Source organism: Nonomuraea sp. NPDC052129, assembly GCF_040680095.1.
In the GTDB taxonomy this organism is placed as follows: Bacteria; Actinomycetota; Actinomycetes; order Streptosporangiales; family Streptosporangiaceae; genus Nonomuraea.
On the sequence record NZ_JBFAVX010000001.1, the window covers coordinates 686,616 to 704,384 of the forward strand.

The 17,769-nt window shown below is 68.9% G+C and carries 19 protein-coding genes; 6 read left to right on the top strand and 13 right to left on the bottom strand.

What is annotated here, in order from left to right; translation table 11 throughout:
* Positions 1-31: 31 nt before the first annotated feature.
* Genes AB0L53_RS03160 through AB0L53_RS03170 form a run of 3 tightly spaced genes read right to left on the bottom strand, consistent with a single transcriptional unit; the run spans position 32 to position 2,897 of the window.
* Positions 32-445, bottom strand: a complete 414-nt coding sequence (locus AB0L53_RS03160; RefSeq protein ID WP_225298434.1) for a cytochrome c oxidase subunit 4 — start codon at positions 443-445, stop codon at positions 32-34.
* Entirely contained in the window at positions 445-2,106 is a 1,662-nt protein-coding gene (gene ctaD, locus AB0L53_RS03165; protein WP_358188181.1) for a cytochrome c oxidase subunit I, read from the bottom strand. The genes AB0L53_RS03160 and ctaD overlap by 1 nt, the downstream gene beginning before the upstream one ends.
* Positions 2,103-2,897 carry a cytochrome c oxidase subunit II gene (locus AB0L53_RS03170; RefSeq protein ID WP_363989479.1) on the bottom strand — a complete coding sequence of 265 codons (795 nt, stop codon included), beginning with the start codon at positions 2,895-2,897 and terminating at the stop codon, positions 2,103-2,105. The genes ctaD and AB0L53_RS03170 overlap by 4 nt, the downstream gene beginning before the upstream one ends.
* Before the next feature lie 174 nt (positions 2,898-3,071).
* On the opposite strand from AB0L53_RS03170, the gene AB0L53_RS03175 reads away from it, so the two are divergent.
* From AB0L53_RS03175 to AB0L53_RS03185, 3 genes are all read left to right on the top strand, one after another.
* Positions 3,072-4,214 carry a cysteine desulfurase family protein gene (locus AB0L53_RS03175; protein WP_363989482.1) on the top strand — a complete coding sequence of 381 codons (1,143 nt, stop codon included), beginning with the start codon at positions 3,072-3,074 and terminating at the stop codon, positions 4,212-4,214.
* Positions 4,211-4,456 carry a sulfurtransferase TusA family protein gene (locus AB0L53_RS03180; RefSeq protein WP_225298426.1) on the top strand — a complete coding sequence of 82 codons (246 nt, stop codon included), beginning with the start codon at positions 4,211-4,213 and terminating at the stop codon, positions 4,454-4,456. Before AB0L53_RS03175 ends, AB0L53_RS03180 begins: the two co-directional genes overlap by 4 nt.
* Before the next feature lie 81 nt (positions 4,457-4,537).
* A complete protein-coding gene (locus AB0L53_RS03185; protein ID WP_363989485.1) occupies positions 4,538-4,969 on the top strand; it encodes a CBS domain-containing protein in 432 nt (143 codons plus the stop codon).
* Positions 4,970-5,104: 135 nt separating this feature from the next.
* On the opposite strand, the gene AB0L53_RS03190 is transcribed toward AB0L53_RS03185, so the two are convergent.
* Positions 5,105-6,091 (bottom strand): carbohydrate kinase family protein, encoded by a 987-nt coding sequence (locus tag AB0L53_RS03190; RefSeq protein WP_363989488.1) that lies wholly within the window; start codon positions 6,089-6,091, stop codon positions 5,105-5,107.
* Positions 6,092-6,204: 113 nt separating this feature from the next.
* A complete protein-coding gene (gene erpA, locus AB0L53_RS03195) occupies positions 6,205-6,558 on the bottom strand; it encodes an iron-sulfur cluster insertion protein ErpA (RefSeq protein WP_214637841.1) in 354 nt (117 codons plus the stop codon).
* Positions 6,559-6,715: 157 nt separating this feature from the next.
* On the opposite strand from erpA, the gene nadA reads away from it, so the two are divergent.
* Entirely contained in the window at positions 6,716-7,873 is a 1,158-nt protein-coding gene (nadA, locus tag AB0L53_RS03200) for a quinolinate synthase NadA (RefSeq protein WP_363989492.1), read from the top strand.
* Between the two features lie 23 nt (positions 7,874-7,896).
* Here the strand turns inward: nadA and AB0L53_RS03205 are convergent, their stop codons facing one another.
* From AB0L53_RS03205 to AB0L53_RS03235, 7 genes are all read right to left on the bottom strand, one after another.
* Entirely contained in the window at positions 7,897-8,514 is a 618-nt protein-coding gene (locus AB0L53_RS03205) for an SIMPL domain-containing protein (RefSeq protein WP_363989499.1), read from the bottom strand.
* 36 nt (positions 8,515-8,550) lie between these two features.
* Entirely contained in the window at positions 8,551-10,722 is a 2,172-nt protein-coding gene (locus AB0L53_RS03210; protein WP_363989502.1) for a serine/threonine-protein kinase, read from the bottom strand.
* A 164-nt stretch (positions 10,723-10,886) separates the two neighbouring features.
* Positions 10,887-12,269, bottom strand: a complete 1,383-nt coding sequence (locus AB0L53_RS03215) for an alpha/beta fold hydrolase (RefSeq protein ID WP_363989505.1) — start codon at positions 12,267-12,269, stop codon at positions 10,887-10,889.
* 25 nt (positions 12,270-12,294) lie between these two features.
* A complete protein-coding gene (locus AB0L53_RS03220; protein WP_357640042.1) occupies positions 12,295-12,852 on the bottom strand; it encodes a hypothetical protein in 558 nt (185 codons plus the stop codon).
* Between the two features lie 4 nt (positions 12,853-12,856).
* Positions 12,857-13,753, bottom strand: coding sequence for a zinc metalloprotease HtpX (htpX, locus tag AB0L53_RS03225; protein ID WP_363989508.1), 897 nt, complete (start codon positions 13,751-13,753; stop codon positions 12,857-12,859).
* Positions 13,754-13,755: 2 nt separating this feature from the next.
* Entirely contained in the window at positions 13,756-14,034 is a 279-nt protein-coding gene (locus AB0L53_RS03230) for a hypothetical protein (RefSeq protein WP_225298409.1), read from the bottom strand.
* On the bottom strand, positions 14,031-14,843 hold the full coding sequence (locus tag AB0L53_RS03235) for a PspA/IM30 family protein (protein WP_363989511.1): 813 nt from the start codon (positions 14,841-14,843) through the stop codon (positions 14,031-14,033). The genes AB0L53_RS03230 and AB0L53_RS03235 overlap by 4 nt, the downstream gene beginning before the upstream one ends.
* Before the next feature lie 126 nt (positions 14,844-14,969).
* On the opposite strand from AB0L53_RS03235, the gene AB0L53_RS03240 reads away from it, so the two are divergent.
* The gene (locus AB0L53_RS03240) at positions 14,970-15,581 is read left to right on the top strand and encodes a DUF3043 domain-containing protein (protein WP_363989514.1); all 612 of its coding nucleotides are present in this window, start codon (positions 14,970-14,972) and stop codon (positions 15,579-15,581) included.
* Positions 15,582-15,609: 28 nt separating this feature from the next.
* On the opposite strand, the gene AB0L53_RS03245 is transcribed toward AB0L53_RS03240, so the two are convergent.
* Positions 15,610-16,674: an SMI1/KNR4 family protein gene (locus AB0L53_RS03245; RefSeq protein WP_363989516.1), complete on the bottom strand. Its 1,065-nt coding sequence runs from the start codon at positions 16,672-16,674 to the stop codon at positions 15,610-15,612.
* Between the two features lie 57 nt (positions 16,675-16,731).
* On the opposite strand from AB0L53_RS03245, the gene AB0L53_RS03250 reads away from it, so the two are divergent.
* Entirely contained in the window at positions 16,732-17,733 is a 1,002-nt protein-coding gene (locus AB0L53_RS03250) for an aldo/keto reductase family protein (RefSeq protein ID WP_357944918.1), read from the top strand.
* Positions 17,734-17,769: the final 36 nt, after the last annotated feature.

Here is a 17,769-nt window from a genome sequence, read left to right on the forward strand (position 1 = left end):
CAGAAGAGGACACCCGCCGAAAGTCTCGCGGTCAGTGCGAGAAGTTACCCCGGTAGTACTGGAACACGAACCCGATCATGGCCATGATGATCAGGAACACGCCGATCAGGAACATCCAGAACCCGATCACGAACCCGGCGAACGCGAACGCCGCCGCCAGGCAGAGGAACAGCGGCCACCAGCTGCTCGGGCTGAAGAACCCGATCTCACCGGCGCCGTCGCTGATCTCGGCCTGCTTGTTGTCCTCGGGCTGGTCGCCGATGCGCCGCGCCGTGAACATCAGGTAGTAGCCGATCATGAACGCGAAGCCGACCGAGATGGCCATGGCCGTGGTGCCGACCGGCTCCCCGTGCCCGGTGTCCGCCTTGGTCCAGAACCAGTAAGCGACGTCCACGCCGGCGAAGAACAGGCCGCACAGCAGGAACAGCCAACCCTGTACCTTCATCAGGCCTCGACCTCCTGGGGCGTCTTGGCGGACACGTGCGGGTAGTGCAGGTCGAACGCGGGACGCTCGGACCGGATCCGCGGCAGCATGGTGAAGTTGTGCCGCGGCGGCGGGCAGGAGGTCGCCCATTCGAGCGAGTTGCCGTAGCCCCACGGGTCGTCGACCGTGACCTTCGGCGCGCTGCGCGCGGTCTTCCAGACGTTGTAGAAGAACGGCAGCACCGACAGGCCGAGCACGAAGGCGCCGACCGACGAGATGAGGTTCAGGTCGGTGAAGCCGTCGGCGGGGCTGTAGTCGGCGTAGCGGCGCGGGAAGCCGACGACGCCGAGCCAGTGCTGGATCAGGAACGTCGCGTGGAAGCCGATGAACAGCAGCCAGAACTGCAGCTTGCCGAGCTTGTCGTCGAGCATCTTGCCGGTGAACTTGGGCCACCAGAAGTAGAAGCCGGCGAACATCGCGAACACCACCGTGCCGAACACCACGTAGTGGAAGTGGGCCACGACGAAGTAGGTGTCACTGATCTGGAAGTCGAGCGGCGGCGAGGCCAGGATGACGCCGGTCAGGCCGCCCAGCAGGAAGGTGATCAGGAAGCCGATCGAGAACAGCATCGGCGACTCGAACGTGAGATGACCACGCCACATCGTGCCGATCCAGTTGAAGAACTTCACGCCCGTCGGCACCGCGATGAGGAACGTCATGAACGAGAAGAACGGCAGCAACACCTGCCCGGTCGGGAACATGTGGTGCGCCCAGACCGTGATCGACAGGCCGGCGATCGAGATCGTCGCGGCCACGAGGCTGATGTAGCCGAAGATCGGCTTGCGGCTGAACACCGGGAAGATCTCACTCACGATGCCGAAGAACGGCAGCGCGATGATGTAGACCTCCGGATGGCCGAAGAACCAGAACAGGTGCTGCCACAACAGCGCCCCGCCGTTCTCCGGGGTGAAGATGTGGGTACCGAGCTTGCGGTCGGCCTCCAGGGCCAGCAGCGCGGCGGCCAGCACCGGGAAGGCCATCAGCACGAGCATGCTGGTCAGCAGGATGTTCCAGGTGAAGATCGGCATGCGGAACATCGTCATGCCCGGCGCGCGCATGCAGATGATCGTGGTGATGAAGTTGACCGAGCCGAGGATCGTACCCAGGCCCGACAGCGCCAGACCCATGATCCACAGGTCACCGCCCATGCCCGGCGAGCTGATCGCGGTCGACAGCGGCGTGTAGGCGAACCACCCGAAGGAGGCGGCGCCGTTGGGCGTGAAGAAGCCCGACACCGCGATGATGCTACCGAACAGGTAGAGCCAGTAGCTCACCATGTTCAGCCGGGGGAAGGCCACGTCCGGCGCGCCGATCTGCAGCGGCATCAGCTCGTTGGCGAACCCGGCGAACAGCGGCGTCGCGAACATCAGCAGCATGATCGTGCCGTGCATGGTGAACAGCTGGTTGAACTGCTCGTTGCTGACGAACTGCAGCGCCGGCTGCGCCAGCTCGGCCCGCATGATCAGCGCCATGACGCCGCCGATCAGGAAGAAGGCGAACGACGTGATCAGATAAAGGTGACCGATGATCTTGTGGTCGGTGCTGGACAGCCACTTCACGACCACCGCGCCCTTGCTGGCACGCCTCGGGGTCGTCGAGATTGGCTCTTGGATGGCGGTCACTGAGCGCTCCCAGCCTGAGTCGCGATGTACTGGTCGTACTCAGCCTGCTTGACGAGCTTCACCGAGAAGAGCATGCGACTGTGGTCGACGCCGCACAGCTCGGCGCAACGACCCGCGTAGACGCCGGGCTTGTCCAGCGTCTTGATCTCGAAGAAGCGGCCCTTGTTCTCCTTGGGCAGCCCCGGGATGACGTCACGCTTGAACAGGAACGCCGGCACCCAGAAGGAGTGGATGACGTCGGGCGACTCCAGCTCGAACTCCACCGTCTTGCCCACGGGCAGCACGAGCTGCGGGCCCGACTTGTAGTCGCTCACGGGCTGGCCCACGACCGGCTTCAACGTCTTGCCGTTGATCGTCGAGGTGAACCGCCAGCTCCACTGGAACGCCTCCACCTTGACCTTGACGTCAGGGTGGCCGGAGAGCACCTGCAGATCCCGGCTGTCGCGCGCGGTGAAGAAGAAGAACACCGACACCATCACCAGCGGGATCAAGGTGTAGAGCATCTCGATCGGCAGGTTGTAACGGACCTGCGGCGGGAGCTCGGCCTTGGCCTTGCGCTTCACATGGAACACACACGCCCAGATGATCAGGACGATGACCACGGCGCCCGTGGCGAGTGCGGCGACCCAGGCCCCGTTCCAAAGATTCTGGACGATGTCGCCCTGGCTGGTGATGTGCTCAGGAAGCAGCCCCTTGGACCAATCGGCCTCGGGAACGTCATTAGCACATGCCGTAGCGGAGGCCAGCAGCAACGCCAAAGCGGCGGCTCGCGGCACTCTGCGCCGGGCCAACGAACGCCGTGTCGAACGGCGAGTCGGACTCACGGATCGCCTACCCCACAGATGAAGCCCAGGAGTCCTCCTGGGCGCTCGTATGTCTAAAAGCACAGCTGATTGCAGACACATTAGCGTGCAAGAGCCCCGCCCTCCCGCGCGCCCCCTCGAAGGCGTACGGCAAGTGGGACGATGGGTCTCGTGGCGTACTTTGACGCGGCCTCGACCGAGCCGCTCCACCCCCAGGCCCGCGAGGCGCTCCTGGCGGCGATCGATGTCGGCTGGGCCGACCCCGCGAGGTTGTACGGCCAGGCCCGCCGTGCGCACCTGCTGCTGGAGCAGGCCCGTACGGAAGTGGCCGAGGCGCTCGGCGCACGCCCGGACGAGGTGTCGTTCACCTCTTCGGGCACGCAGGCCGTGCATCTCGGCGTGCTCGGCACCCTACACGGCAGGCGGAGGGCGGGGCGGCATCTGGTGACGAGCGCGGTCGAGCACTCCAGCGTGCTGCACGCCGCCAGCCTGCACGAACGCGGCGGCGGTACGGTGGAGATCGTGGGGGTGGATCTGCGCGGACGCGTCGACCCGGCCGCCTTCAAGGCCGCCGTCGCCAGGCCCGACACGGGCCTGGCCTGCCTGCAGACGGCCAACCACGAGGTCGGCACGCTTCAGCCGGTGGCGGAGGTGGCCGCGGCCTGCCGGGAGCACGGCGTCCCGCTGCTGGTCGACGCCGCGCAGACGGCCGGGCGGCTGCCGATTCCGGAGGGCTGGTCGGTGCTGACGGCCAGCGCCCACAAGTGGGGCGGTCCCGCCGGGGTGGGCGTGCTGGTGGTGCGCAAGGGCACGCGGTTCAGGTCGTTCCTGCCCGAGGATGAGCGCGAGCGCCGCCGCGTCCCTGGGTTCGAGAACGTACCGGGCATCGTCGCCGCCGCGGCCGCGCTGCGCGCGATGACCGCCGAGGCGGCGCGCGAACGTTCCCGGCTCTCCGCGCTCGTCGACAAGATCAGGCGGACCGTGCCGGAGATCGTGCCCGACGTGGAGGTGATCGGCGATCCGGTCGAGCGGGCGCCCCACATCGTGACCTTCTCCTGCCTCTACGTCGACGGGGAGGTCCTGCTCACCGAGCTGGACAAGGCCGGATTCGCAGTATCGTCCGGGAGTTCGTGCACCGCTAGTACGCTTCGTCCATCGCACGTTCTGGAAGCCATGGGCGTGCTCACGCATGGCAATGTCCGGGTGTCGCTGCCCAGGGGCGCTTCCGCGGCCGAGGTCGACAGGTTCCTCGCCGTGCTGCCCGATGTGGTGCACCGAATCCGGCAGGACGCAGGAGTCGCATGACCGAGGTTATTCAGCCGGCGTTGACGATCGACGCACTCGGGAAGAAGTGCCCGATCCCGATCATCATGCTCGCCGAGCAGATCAACTACGTCCCGCTCAACGCCGTGATAGCCGTCCTGGCCGACGATCCGGCCGCGTTCACGGACGTCCCCGCGTGGTGCCGCCTGAAGTCCCACCGCCACGTGGGCTCCTACGAGCTGCCGCAGGGCGGCTGGTCCATCCACGTACGCCGCAATTACTGATATTTCGTACGTACGGCGCAGAACATCCCAAAGTGGGTAGGAAGCCCCTCGGGTCAGACCATCGACTTCCGGGGGGAAGACATGACGGATGGACATTCACATCGGACCGCGCGCGACCTGATGAGCCAGGGCGCGGAGTGCATCCCCGCCCACGAGACGCTCGACCGGGCCGCGCAGATGATGCGTGACAGCCACGTCGGGGCACTGCCGGTCTGCGTGGACGACCGCGTGACCGGGATCATCACCGACCGCGACATCGTGATCAAGTGCGTGGCCGAGGGCCGCGCCCCGTCGGCCATGCGGGCGGGCGACCTGGTGGTCGGGCTGGTCTCGGTACCGGTCGACGCCACGGTCGAGGAGGCCCTCCAGCTCATGGAGGAGCACCAGATCAAACGGCTGCCGGTGATGGCGGACATGCGGATCGTCGGCATGATCACCGAGGCCGACCTGGCCAGGCACCTGCCCGACGACCAGCTGGTCGAGTTCGTCCACCGGGTGTACATGGACGCCTGACCACCTGCCGCATCGCGGGCCACGCACGCCCTGCGATGTCGCGGGCCGCGTACAGGCCGCATCGTCACGGAAAACACACCACCCCGCCGCACTGACCGTGCGGCGGGGCGCTCCGCGTGGGGAGGCGGTGGCGGGTCAGGCGTGGTGGCAGCGGACGAGGTCCGCGATCTCCTCGGCGGCCCCGGCTCCGTAGGCGGCGCCGAAGCGCTCCAGGAAGGCCTTCTGCCCGAGCTCGTACTCCTGGCCGCCGACCCGCTCCAGCACGTGCGTGGCGGTCAGGTTGCCGAGCTGGCCGCAGCGCTCCAGCGGCAGGCCCCAGGCCAAGCCCGACAGGAAGCCCGCGCGGAAGGCGTCGCCGACGCCGGTCGGGTCGGCCTTGCCCTGCTCCGGCGCGGGAGCGACCTGGATGGACGGCTCACCCGCGCGGTCGATGACGGCACCCTTGGGGCCGAGCGTGGTGACGCGGACGCCCACCCGGTCCAGGATCTCGGCGTCGGACCAGCCGGTCTTCTGCTCGATGAGCCCCTTCTCGTAGTCGTTGGAGAACAGGTAGGCGGCGCCGTCGACGAGGTCACGGATCTGCTCGTCGGCCATGCGCGCGAGCTGCTGCGAGGGGTCGGCGGCGAACGGGATGCCACGCTGGCGGCACTCGTCGGTGTGGCGCAGCATGGCGTCGGGGTCGTTCGGGCTGATGAGCACCAGGTCGAGACCGCCCACGCGATCGGAGACGGGCCGCAGCTCGATGAGCCGCGCCTCGGCCATCGCGCCGGTGTAGAACGAGGCGATCTGGTTGTGATGCTCGTCCGTGGTGCACAGGAAGCGGGCCGTGTGATGGTTCTCGGAGACGTGCACGGAATCGCAGTCCACGCCGTGGCGCTCCAGCCAGGAGCGGTAGTCGGCGAAGTCCGAGCCGACCGCGCCCACGAGAATCGGGGTGAGCCCCAGGCAGCCCATGCCGAAGGCGATGTTCGCCGCGCACCCGCCGCGACGTATCTGCAGGTCGTCCACCAAGAAGGAGAGCGACACCCGATCGAGCTGCTCGGCGATGAGCTGCTCGCCGAAGCTTCCTGGGAAGGTCATCAGGTGGTCGGTCGCGATGGAGCCGGTGACGGCGATGCGCACGGGATTCTTCTTCCTCGTTGTCGGCAAGCCAATGAACCAAACGAGGATACGCGAGTAAGGATACGCGAAGGTCCCGCGTCGCACGGATGCGAGCGGGACCTTGGCGGCATCGACTAGTTGAACGAGTCGCCACAGGCACAGGAGCCGGTGGCGTTGGGGTTGTCGATGGTGAAGCCCTGCTTCTCGATCGTGTCGACGAAGTCGATGGAGGCGCCCAGCAGGTAAGGGGCGCTCATCCTGTCGGTGACCACGCTCACGCCGCCGAAGTCGGTAACGACATCGCCGTCCATCGAGCGGTCGTCGAAGAAGAGCTGGTAGCGCAGACCCGAGCAGCCACCCGGCTGCACGGCCACGCGCAGCTGCAGGCCCTCTTCGCCCTGCTGCTCAAGCAGGGCCTTGACCTTGGCGGCGGCCGCGTCAGTCAGGATCAGGCCCTGCGTCGTGGTCTCGCTGCTCTCAACCGTCATCTGCTGACTCCCTAACCCGGCTGTCTGTTTACGACGTCCTACTTAGACGCTACCAACACATCCCCTGTGCTACACATTCCCAGCCCTCCGGACCCCCGGAATAAGCGCTACGGGCGATATGTCATGATGAGTATCGTCAGTTCGACGATAAGGGGGTATGGCCATGGCCACCCAGACTGGGCTACCGCTCTTCGTACTCGGCCGGGACGCCGATCCGCACAGTGAGAAGGGGGTCGACTGTCCTGGTGAGCTGCCACCCGCCTCCGATCCGGACCTGGTGGAGCGGGCGCGCAAGGCCAAGGAGGCGCTCGGTGACCGTTTGTTCGTGCTGGGCCACCACTATCAGCGTGACGAGGTCATCCAGTTCGCCGACGTCACCGGCGACTCCTTCAAACTCGCGCAGCAGGCCGCGGCCAGGCCGGAGGCGGAGTTCATCGTCTTCTGCGGCGTGCACTTCATGGCCGAGTCCGCCGACATCCTGACCGGCCAGGAGCAGAAGGTGATCCTGCCCGACCTGGCGGCGGGCTGCTCGATGGCGGACATGGCCACCTTCGACCAGGTCGAGGAGTGCTGGGAGTCGCTGGAGGACGCCGGTCTCGCCGACCAGGTGATTCCCGTCACGTACATGAACTCCAGCGCCGACATCAAGGCCTTCTGCGGCCGCAACGGCGGCGCGGTCTGCACCTCCTCCAACGCCAAGCGGGCCCTTGACTGGGCCTTTGAGCAGGGAGAGAAGGTGTTGTTCCTGCCCGACCAGCATCTGGGCCGTAACACCGCGGTGCTGGAGATGGGCATGTCGCTGGACGACTGCGTCGTCTGGAACCCCCACCGCCCGAACGGCGGCCTCACCCGCGAACAGCTCGACCGCGCCAAGATGATCCTGTGGAAGGGCCACTGCTCGGTGCACGGCCGTTTCACGGCCGAGTCAGTCGATGACGTACGGCGGCGCATCCCGGGCGTCAACGTGCTCGTGCACCCGGAGTGCAAGCACGAGGTCGTGCTCAAGGCCGACCACGTCGGCTCGACCGAGCACATCATCAAGACGCTGGAGGCGGCTCCGGCGGGTTCGAGCTGGGCTATCGGCACCGAGCTGAACCTGGTCAAGCGGCTCGCCACGCAGTTCCCCGACAAGAACGTCTCGTTCCTGGACAAGACGGTCTGCTATTGCTCGACGATGAACCGGATCGACCTGCCGCACCTCGTGTGGGCGCTGGAGTCACTGGCGCTCGGGGAGGTCGTCAACCAGATCACGGTCGACCCCGACACCACCCACTGGGCCAAGGTCGCCCTGGACCGCATGCTGGCCCTCCCCTAACACCTCACGACCGCACCATCGCGCTAATCGCCGAAGGCGTAGACGACCCGGACGCCGATCGACAAGGTCTGGCGTCCGGGGCTGATCGACGCCTTCTCCTCCGCCGCCAGCGCGGCGAACGCCATCGGCTGCGGCCCGCCCACCGGCTCCTCGGTCACCGAGACGACCCCGCCCAGCGGGCGCCCGGCGAGTTCGGCGTACTGGGCGGCCTTGGCGGCGGCGTCACGGAACGCCCGTGTCCTCGCCTCCGCCAGGGCCCCGCTGGGGTCGGACAGCTCGAACGACACCCCGTTCAGCCGCGCCTCCTCCCCCACCGCCGCCACGGTGTCGATCACCCGGTCGGCCCGCGGCAGGTCGCGGACCAGCGCCTCGACGCCCTGCGCGGCTCTGTAGGCGGCCACCTTGGGATAGACCTCGTACTCGGGGCCGAGGGACAACTCGCTGGTACGCAGGTCCTCCGGGGCGATGCCGGCCCCCGTCAGCGCCTCCGTGAGCCGGACGGCGGCGGCCCTGACGGCGGCGAAGGCTTCGGCGGCCGAGGTCCTGCGCACCTCAACGCCCGCGTTCAGGCGCATGACATCCGGCGCGGCCGAGACCGCACCTTCACCGGCGACGGCGATCTGCTCGTGCTCCGTTTCCACGCGCACCCCCTTGGGTCTATAGGATCGACGGGTTCGTCAGGGCGTACCGCGGCTGAAGCGCATGCCCATCTTGTCGAACTCGGCCCGCTTGGCCGCGGTGGCCAGCACTCTGATGACCTGCCCCTTCAGATCGATCACAACCGCCTCGTATCCGGCGCCCTTGACCCGCCACACGGCCAGGTGCTGGTCATCCCACCAGCCGATGAGCCGGTTGGTGGCGAACGGGATGGTCACGGGCGTGCTCCCGCCGCCCGTCGTGGACCTGGCGCAGACCGCGCCACCCGCCGCGGTGCAGTGCGACAGGAACAGCCCGCCCGACGGGGAGACGTCGTCGCCTTCCACCCAGACGGGCGAGCCCGCGCTGGACAACGTACGCAGCGCGTTGCCGTCCAGGTCGTAGAACTTCATCCGGCCGCCCACCCACGTACCGACGGCCTGCCCGCCGGCGTCCCAGAAGAAGCGCCACTCGCCCGCGCCCTTCTCCTTGACCTGGTAGACCTTGCCCGTGCCCCGCGCGACGTCGATGACGCCGTAGCCGTACTCGACGCTTTTCCCGCCTGTGTCCTTGAAGAGCGTGACCAGGCCGAGCTTGCCGTCCGGCGACCAGCGCGGCGTCGTCGGGAACACCGGCCTGGTGCTGAGTTTCACCGTGCGCTTGGCGCCGGTCCGGTGGTCGATGATCGACACGAGGGAGTAGCCGTCGCCGCTGTAGTCGACGTCGGTGGCGAGCGCGCGGGCGCCGTCGGCGTCCAGGGCGTACTCGAAGTAGTGGTTGTCGAGGGTGAAGTCGTCGGAGGCGGCCCGCCGGATGTAGACGCCCTTGCCGCCGTTCAGGCTGTAGGAGGCCAGCTTGATCGGGTCGGAGCCGTTCTCCCGGATCTCGACGGAGGTGCCGGGGAGCGCGATCGTCCGGGTGCTCTGGTCCGGGCTCGGCGTGGGGGTGGGGGTCGGAGTCAGGGTCGGGGTGTACGAGGCGTCCGTGCTGTTCGTGTCCTCCGGTGTCGGCGAGGAGGTGCCGATCGGGCCGGGCAGGGACGCGAGCCGTACCGCGACGATGCCGCCGACCGTGGCCAGCGCCAGCGTGCACGCGACCGCCGTGGCGACGATCCACCCGATGCCCCGCCTGCCGCCCGTCCGGGCGGGCGGCTGGGTCAGCGGGAGCTGCTGTTGGTACAACGGCCGCGCGTACGGGGGCGGCGGAGGCTGCTGGTACGGCATGTGCGTCGACGGCACCGGCCCCGAGCCGCCCGGCGCCCGAGGCGTGGAGCCCATCGCCGGGATGGGACTCGAGGTCACCGGCGGGACCGGGCCCGAGGCGGCCACGGCGGTCCCCTGGTGCAGGAGGCTGGGTGGGGCGCCGCCGGACTGGTGTTGGAGGCCGGGTGCGGCACCGCCGGGCCCGTGGCCGAGCAGCCGCATCAGCGCCTCACCCGCCGTCGGCCGCCGCCCGGGATCCTTGGCCAAGCAGTCCGTCACCAGCGAGCGCAGCGCCGGATCCTGAATCGGCGTGACGTCGGCGTCGGTATGGATGATCCGGTTCACCACCGCCGGCAGGCTGTCCTGCCCGAACGGCGGCTGCCCGGAAGCGGCGAACAGCAGCGTGCACGCCCACGCGAACATGTCCGCCTGAGGCCCGGGAGCCGCCTCCGTGAGCTGCTCGGGCGCCATGAACGACGGCGTGCCGATGGCGCTGGCCGTCAGCGACGAGGTCAGGTCGAGCGCCCTGGCGATGCCGAAGTCGATCACCCGGGGGCCGTCGGAGGCCAGCACGACGTTCGACGGCTTGAAGTCGCGGTGCACGATGCCCGCCTGGTGGATGGCGACGAGGGCGGTCACCGTACCGATCGCCAGGCGGTGCAGGGACGTCCCCGAGCGCGGACCGTCCGTACGCACCACGTCATCGAGCGTCGGCCCGTCGATGTACTCGCTGACGATGTACGGCAGGCCGCCGAACAACCCCGTCTCGATGACCTGAGCGGTGCAGAAGGGGGCGACCCGCCGGGCCATCGCCACCTCACGGACGAACCGTTCCGACGCCTCATGGTCCCCGGCCAGGTCCGCGCGGAGCAGCTTCACCGCGACCTGCGCGCCGTTGGCGGCGGTCGCGAGATAGACGGTCCCCTGCCCGCCCTCGCCCAGCCGCCCCGACAGGGTGTACGCCCCCACCGACGCGGGATCCCCTGGCCTGAGGGCCACGAGGTCCGGCATTACAACCCCCATAATGGCGTCTTTTCCGCCATTCTGGTGGGTTCAGCGCCTCCGCGTCAGCCCATCGGCCCACACACCAGCCAGAACACGCCGGTCGCGTCGGTCCGCGGTCCGCCGCCGAGGCCGGGCGCGCCGTCGCGTCACAGGCCGCGGACGGCGTCGCGTCACAGGCCGCGGACGGCGTCGATGATCGCGCCAGAGGCGGCGAGGTGGACGCGGCGGGTCGAGGAGGTCAGGCGGACGTGGTCAGCGTTCAGGTCCCCCGCCAGCCGCTCCTGACGTCGCGCCCTCCCGCCGGCGCTGATCACGGTCACCGGGCTGATCACCGTCACCGGTACGTCGGGAAAGGCGTGCCGCGCCCGGACGAGGCGCAGGTCGGCCGCCATGTCCCGCCGGGCCAGAAACTCCCCAACGGCCGCGGCGAGCACCCGGCCGGTACGGCACCCGCGCCCCCGGTCCGGCAATCCACTGACCAGCCGATGGACGACCGGCCCGGCCAGGAAGGCGAGCGCGGCGGCACCCCAGGCACCGCCCAGCGCGGGCAGCCATCGGCCGACGGACCGGCCGAGCGACGAGGCGCGCCGGTCACGGTCGGCCCGGCTCGGGTCGACGAGCACCAGCCGGGACACGCACATCGGATGCAGCCTGACGAACGCCTCCGCGTGCCAGGCGGCCACCGAGTGGGCCACCACGGTGACCTGTTCGGGATGGGCGGGGGCCAGGGCGGCCAGGCGGGCCGCTTCCCCGTACAGAGTGGGTGGAGCCGGCGAGGCGGGACTGCGGCCGAGACCGGGCCGGTCGAAGCGGATCACCTGGTGGCTCCGGGCCAGTTCGGCGGCCACCCCGTCCCAGTGGGACGACGCACCGCCCAGCCCCGCGCTGATGAGCACGACGGGCCCCGCGCCCTGAACGACCACATGCGGCCCCTCACCAAGCGACAGCGGAGGGTCGTCGGCCTCCAGCAGCCGCAGCGCGACGTACACCAGCCAAATCGCCACAAGCGTCGCCTGCCCGCGCTGCGCCAGCCCGGCCGGATACCCGCCCGCGATGGCCGCCAGAGTCAGTGCGGTGACGCCCAGGGCCGCCCCGGTGATCAGCCAGGCGAGGCAGGTGTCCCAGTAGTGGCTCAGCAGGGCCATCGCGGCCAGCACGGCGGCCGTGGCCAGCACGCCGGTCACGGCGTGGACGTGGTGCGAGAGCGACAGCGGGCCGAGCTCGCAGACGGGATCGCCCAGCGCGGCGCAATCGAGCGGGAACAGCCCACCGGCGAGTACGAGAACGCCGAAGGCCGCCAGCCCGAGCCAGGCGAACCGCTCCCGCCGCACCCGGGGCGTCAGCGCCACCCCGAGCACGATCGCCAGGCCCGCCAGCACGTCGGCGGTCCTGAACAGGCGCGTCGCGGGCTGGTCGCGCGCCGCCAGCTCGCCGACCAGGCCGTCGCTCCGGTCGACCAGCGGGCTGGTGAACTGGCCGGGCATCCAGGCGCTGTACAGCACGGCCGCCACGACGAAGGCCGTGGCCGCGAGCACCAGCAGTCGTCGCTCCACGTGATCATTAGATCACCCGGTGCGATCAGAGGCCGGGGGCGCCCCAGACCGGGAACCAGCGGCCGAGGTCCTGTTCCAGCGGTAGCTCGCCCTCCAGCGCGCCTCTGGCCTGGAGTTCGAGCGCGTTGTCGCGGTGCTGACCGGACAGCGGCGCGAAGGGGTAGAACGTGCCGCGCTTGTACAGGTAGACGACCGCGAGCCGCCGGCCGTTGGGATCGGTGAACGACACCAGCGAGCAGAGCAGCGAGGGACCGAATCCGGCGCCCTCCAGCGAGGCGTTGACCGCGTGCAGCTCGGTGACCAGGTCGCTGACGTCGTCGGGTGATCGGCGCACCAGGAGCCAGGTGTAGCCGTAACCGTCGGAGGACTTGTCCACGCGGTCGCCGAGCAGCGCCTGCACGTCGCTTTCGAGAGTGGCGAACGCGCCGCCCTCCGCCGCGCGGAAGGACACCGAGCCGAGACCGGTGGGAACGAGACCGGTGGCGGCCTGCAGTGTCACCGCCGCGGACGGCAGCGCGAACAGTGCGTCGAGGTTGGGTGGTGCGGGCTTCGACCGGCCTAGCAGGGTGTCGAGCCAGCCCATACGGTCAGCCCCTTCCGAGTTGGGCGGAGATCCTGGCCAGCTGCTCCAGGCGGCGCTCCAGCGGTGGGTGGGTGGAGAACAGGGTGGCGATGGAGGCGCCCTTGGCCAGCGCGGGGGCGAAGTAGAAGGCGTTGAACGGCGCCGCCTCACGCAGGTCTTGGCTCGGGATCCTGGCCATGTCGCCGGTGACCTTGGTCAGCGCACTGGCCAGGGCCGACGGCCGCTGGGTGAGCAGCGCGCCCGCCCGGTCCGCGGCCAGTTCGCGGTAGCGCGACAGAGCTCGGGTGAGCAGGAAGCTGATCGCGTACACGACGATCGAGACCAGCATGATGATCAGCCCGATCGGCACGCCGCCGTTGTTGTCGCGGCTGCGCCCCAGCCCGGTGTACAGGGCGAACCTGGTCATCAGACCGGCCACGATGCCGAGGAACGAGGCGATCGTCATGACCGCGACATCACGGTGGGCGACGTGCGACAGCTCGTGTGCCAGCACGCCCTCCAACTCCTGGGGCTCCAGGCGGCGCAGGATGCCGGTCGTCACGCAGAGGACGGAATTGTTCTGGTTGCGGCCGGTGGCGAAGGCGTTGGGGACGTCGGAATCCGCTATCGCCACCCGCGGCTTGGGCATGTCGGCCATCGCGCACAAGCGGTCGACCATGCCGTGGAGCTCGGGAGCCTCTTGCGGCGAGACCTCCCGGCCGTGCATCGCGAACAACGCGATGCGATCGGACAGGAAGTACTGCACGAGCAGCAGGCCCCCGGCGAGCACCAGCACGACCAGTCCTTGAACGCCCACGGCGATCAGGACACCCATGAAGGCCACGTAGAGCAGCCCCAGCAGGAACATCGTCACGACCATGCGGGTGGTCAGACCGCGGTCGGGCGCGAACCGCGTGTTCATGGCTAGCCCGGGATCAGACCCTGGTCGCCCAGCATCTCCCGGACCTCCTCGATCGAGGCGTCCGCGGGGGGAAGGATCAGCTCTGACGGCTCAAGGCTGTCGTCGGGAAGCGACTTGCCCACGTGGCGAACCTTGTCGAGCAGGGCGTGCAACTTGACCCGGAAGCTCGCCTCGTCGTCGGACTCGATGGCCGACTCGAGCTCGCTGTCGAGCTGGTTGAGCACGGAGATGTCGTCGGCCGAGATCTCGACCTGCCCTTCGCCCATGATTCTGACGATCATGCGCTCTCCCCAGGCTGGCGCAGCTGCTGCGTGTTCTGAGGCTGAGCCTGCTGAGGCGCGGCCTGCTGGCCGCCCTGGCCCGGCTCGATGGCGCTCTTGGGCGCCGGACCCTGGCCGAGCTCGGCCTTCATCCTGGCCAGCTCCAGCTCCACGTCCATGCCGCCGCCCATGCGGTCGAGCTCGGCCTGGATGTCGTCGCCGCGGGTGCCGCTGTAGTCATCGAGCGCGCCGCTGGCGAGCAGCTCGTCGATGGCGCCGGCGCGGGCCTGCATCTGCGCGGTCTTGTCCTCGGCGCGCTGGATCGCGAGACCGACGTCGCCCATCTCCTCGGAGATGCCGGAGAAGGCCTCGTTGATGCGCGTCTGCGCCTCGGCCGCGGTGTAGGTGGCCTTGATCGTCTCCTTCTTCGTACGGAAGGAGTCGACCTTCGCCTGCAGCCGCTGGGAAGCCGTGGTCAGCTTCTCCTCCTCGGCCTGCAGGTTCTCATGCTGGATCTTCAGGTCGGCCATCTGCCCCTGCAGATTGGACCGCCGCTGGAGGGCCTCACGGGCCAGGTCCTCGCGCCCGACGGACAGCGCCTTGCGGCCCTGCTCCTCATAGCGCCTGGCCTGCTGTTCGAGGCCGTTGACCTGCAATTCCACCCGCTTGCGCGAGGTGGCGACGTCCGCCACGCCCCGGCGTACCTTCTGCAGCAACTCCAGTTGCCGCTGGTAGGAATAGTCGAGGGTCTCGCGCGGATCCTCCATTTTGTCCAGGGCCTTGTTGGCCTTGGACTTGAAGATCATCGAAAGTCTCTTCATCACGCTCATGCGCGTCGGCCGTCCCCTTCTTAGGTCGTGCTGGTGTTCACCCAGTGCAGCGCAGCCGCCTTGGGATTACCCTACGCATAACGCACGGGGGCGTCACTAAGTTGCCATCCAGGTAGGGTTGACGTCGTGTTGCGACGCCGTTCCCAAACCTCCGTGGACGACACCCCCGTCCCCATTGACGATCCTAAGCCCCAGGGCAAGGGTCGTCCCACACCCAAGCGCCGGGACGCGGAAGGCAGACGGCGCCAGCCGGTCACCGCGCCCAAGGACCGCAAAGAGGCCTATCGACAGGCCCGCGCCAAGCAGACTGTCGAGCGCGAGCGGGCCCGCAAGGGCATGCTCGCGGGCGACGAACGCTATTTCCCGGCCCGCGACAAGGGCCCGGCGCGCAAGTTCGCGCGCGACTGGGTCGACTCGCGGCGGCTGCCGAGCCAATACTTCCTGCCGTTCTCGCTGGTGATCCTGCTGGCGACGTGGATCCCGTGGCCGGCCGACATCCGTCCGCTGGTGCTCGGCTACGTGATCACGATCGGCTGGCCGATCATGATGATCGGTGTGCTCTTCACCTCGATCTTCGTGGCCTGGCGGATCAAGAAGCTGGTGGCGGAGAAGTATCCCAAGGAGAACCTGCGCGGCGTCGGCTTCTACGCCGCGATGCGGGCTCTGCAGATCCGCAAGCTGCGCTTCCCGCCGCCCGCGGTCCTGCCGGGCGGCAAGCCGGTGCCACCCAAGAAGTAACGCGGTTCACCGCGGCTTCTCGCCGTTTTCACTCCGGCTTCTCCCAGCGCAGCACCCCTCGCGTGACCGTGGGCCGCCAGCCGTCGAACTCCGTACGGTTCTCCAGGCTGTCGGCGACGGTCCGCATCAGCGCGTAGTAGGAGGGCAGGCGCGGGCTCATGCCGGAGATCGTGTCGTCCCAGCCGACCTTGCCGCCGATGGAGTCGACCACGGCGTACTCGAGATCCGCTCCCTCACGCTGACCGAAGGAGAGGACGGGGATCGCCCGGCCGCGCCACCACCCGATCGCCGGGTCGGTGCCGTTGTTGGCGCAGAGAGCTCGCCAGGTGTCCCTGATGTCGCGGATGCCGAGGTTGACGGTGCCGTCGAACCAGGCGCCGAAGCCGAAGGCGCCGGCTCCCCTGGAGCCGTTGTGGCGCAGCAGCGAGGCGCGCAGGCTGTCGGGGAAATCCACGCCCATCTGCGACTCGGCCACAGCGATTGTCTTGGCGCGGCCCGGACGACCCAGCGTCGCGTACGTCTTGGGCGCGTTGGCCTTCAGCCACCGCTCGACACGCCGCCACTGGCGGTCGACCGCGCGCTTCACCTTGGGGTCCAGCGGCCGGACGGTGACCGGACGCGGCTTGGGGCGGCAGAACGGATCGGGTACGGCGGGCGAAGGCGTCGAGGACGCTTGGTCGGGAGTGGGCCCGGCGGGAACGGACTCGGCGGAAATGGGCTCGTCGGTGGCGGGCTGGGCGGGAGCGGGGTCAGCGGTGGCGGCCATGGCCGAGCGCCTCGCGGCGGCGCGGAACATCTCGCCGACAGGGTCTTCCTCCCGGTCGTGGATCGGCATGCCCATGAGGACGAACACCCCGAAGACCACCGCGGTCAGCGCGGCCACGCCGAGCAGCGCCATCACCGGCCGGGCCTTGCCGCGCACCCGGTAACGCGCCAGATCAGCCCTGCTGGGGCGGCCCAGGATCGGCTCGGGGCCGGTCGGCTCCGTCCCTTGCTCAGGCCCTTGCTTCAGGCTGCGGGCCCGGCGGCGCAGCCGTACCGCTATCGCGGTCAGGATGGCCGCGGTCAGCGCCAACCGTACGAGCTTCAGCACGTCGCGCACCCTATCCCGATTTAGATCACCTCATGAGACGGGCCTAAGGTCGGATCTATGGAATTCCGTACCCTCGGTCGCAGCGGTCTCAAGGTCAGCGAGATCAGCTACGGCAACTGGCTCACCCATGGCTCCCAGGTCGAGGAGGACGCCGCCAAGCAGTGCGTGCAGGCGGCGCTCGACGAGGGCATCACGACGTTCGACACCGCCGATGTCTATGCCGGCACCAAGGCCGAGTCGGTGCTCGGCCGGGCCCTGAAGGGCGTACGCAGGGAATCGCTGGAGATCTTCACCAAGGTCTACTGGCCGACGGGCCCCGGGCCGAACGACCGCGGCCTGTCCCGCAAGCACATCACCGAATCCATCCACGGGTCGCTGCGGCGTCTGCAGACCGACTACGTCGATCTGTACCAGGCGCACCGCTTCGACTTCGAGACGCCGCTGGAGGAGACGCTCAAGACCTTCGACGATCTCGTACGGCAGGGCAAGGTCCTCTACATCGGCGTCAGCGAGTGGACGGCCGACCAGATCGCCCAGGCGCTGAAGATCGCCGACGACATGGGCTTCGACCGGATCGTGTCCAGCCAGCCTCAGTACTCGATGCTCTGGCGCGTCATCGAGCCGGAGGTCGTGCCGCTCAGCGAGCGTGAGGGCATCGGCCAGATCGTCTGGTCGCCCATCGCGCAGGGCGTACTGACCGGCAAGTACCTGCCCGGCCAGGCCCCGCCGGCCGGCTCCAGGGCGACCGACACGGCCGGCGGCGCCGACATGATCGCCCGCTTCATGAACGACGACGTCCTCACCCGCGTACAGGAGCTCCAGCCGATCGCCGCCGACCTGGGCCTCACCATGGCGCAGCTCGCGGTCGCCTGGGTCCTGCAGAACCCGAACGTCTCCAGCGCCATCGTCGGCGCCTCCCGCCCCGAGCAGGTGCGCGACAACGTCAAGGCGGTCGGGGTCAAGCTCGACTCCGACGTACTGGAGCGGATCGACTCCGTGCTCGGCCCGGTGGTCGAGCGCGATCCCGCCAAGACGGCCAGCCCGCCGAAGCGCCCATAACATCCCCGGCAGCAAAAACCCCTTGAGCAACAATGA

Coding starts and splice junctions, on each gene's coding strand:
- AB0L53_RS03210 (WP_363989502.1), bottom strand. CDS start 10,722: ATGCCGGACCTCGTGGCCCTCAGGCCAGGGGATCCCGCGTCGGTGGGG.
- AB0L53_RS03180 (WP_225298426.1), top strand. CDS start 4,211: ATGACCGAGGTTATTCAGCCGGCGTTGACGATCGACGCACTCGGGAAG.
- AB0L53_RS03250 (WP_357944918.1), top strand. CDS start 16,732: ATGGAATTCCGTACCCTCGGTCGCAGCGGTCTCAAGGTCAGCGAGATC.
- AB0L53_RS03185 (WP_363989485.1), top strand. CDS start 4,538: ATGACGGATGGACATTCACATCGGACCGCGCGCGACCTGATGAGCCAG.
- erpA (WP_214637841.1), bottom strand. CDS start 6,558: ATGACGGTTGAGAGCAGCGAGACCACGACGCAGGGCCTGATCCTGACT.
- AB0L53_RS03235 (WP_363989511.1), bottom strand. CDS start 14,843: ATGAGCGTGATGAAGAGACTTTCGATGATCTTCAAGTCCAAGGCCAAC.
- AB0L53_RS03230 (WP_225298409.1), bottom strand. CDS start 14,034: ATGATCGTCAGAATCATGGGCGAAGGGCAGGTCGAGATCTCGGCCGAC.
- htpX (WP_363989508.1), bottom strand. CDS start 13,753: ATGAACACGCGGTTCGCGCCCGACCGCGGTCTGACCACCCGCATGGTC.
- nadA (WP_363989492.1), top strand. CDS start 6,716: ATGGCCATGGCCACCCAGACTGGGCTACCGCTCTTCGTACTCGGCCGG.
- AB0L53_RS03160 (WP_225298434.1), bottom strand. CDS start 445: ATGAAGGTACAGGGTTGGCTGTTCCTGCTGTGCGGCCTGTTCTTCGCC.
- AB0L53_RS03220 (WP_357640042.1), bottom strand. CDS start 12,852: ATGGGCTGGCTCGACACCCTGCTAGGCCGGTCGAAGCCCGCACCACCC.
- AB0L53_RS03175 (WP_363989482.1), top strand. CDS start 3,072: ATGGGTCTCGTGGCGTACTTTGACGCGGCCTCGACCGAGCCGCTCCAC.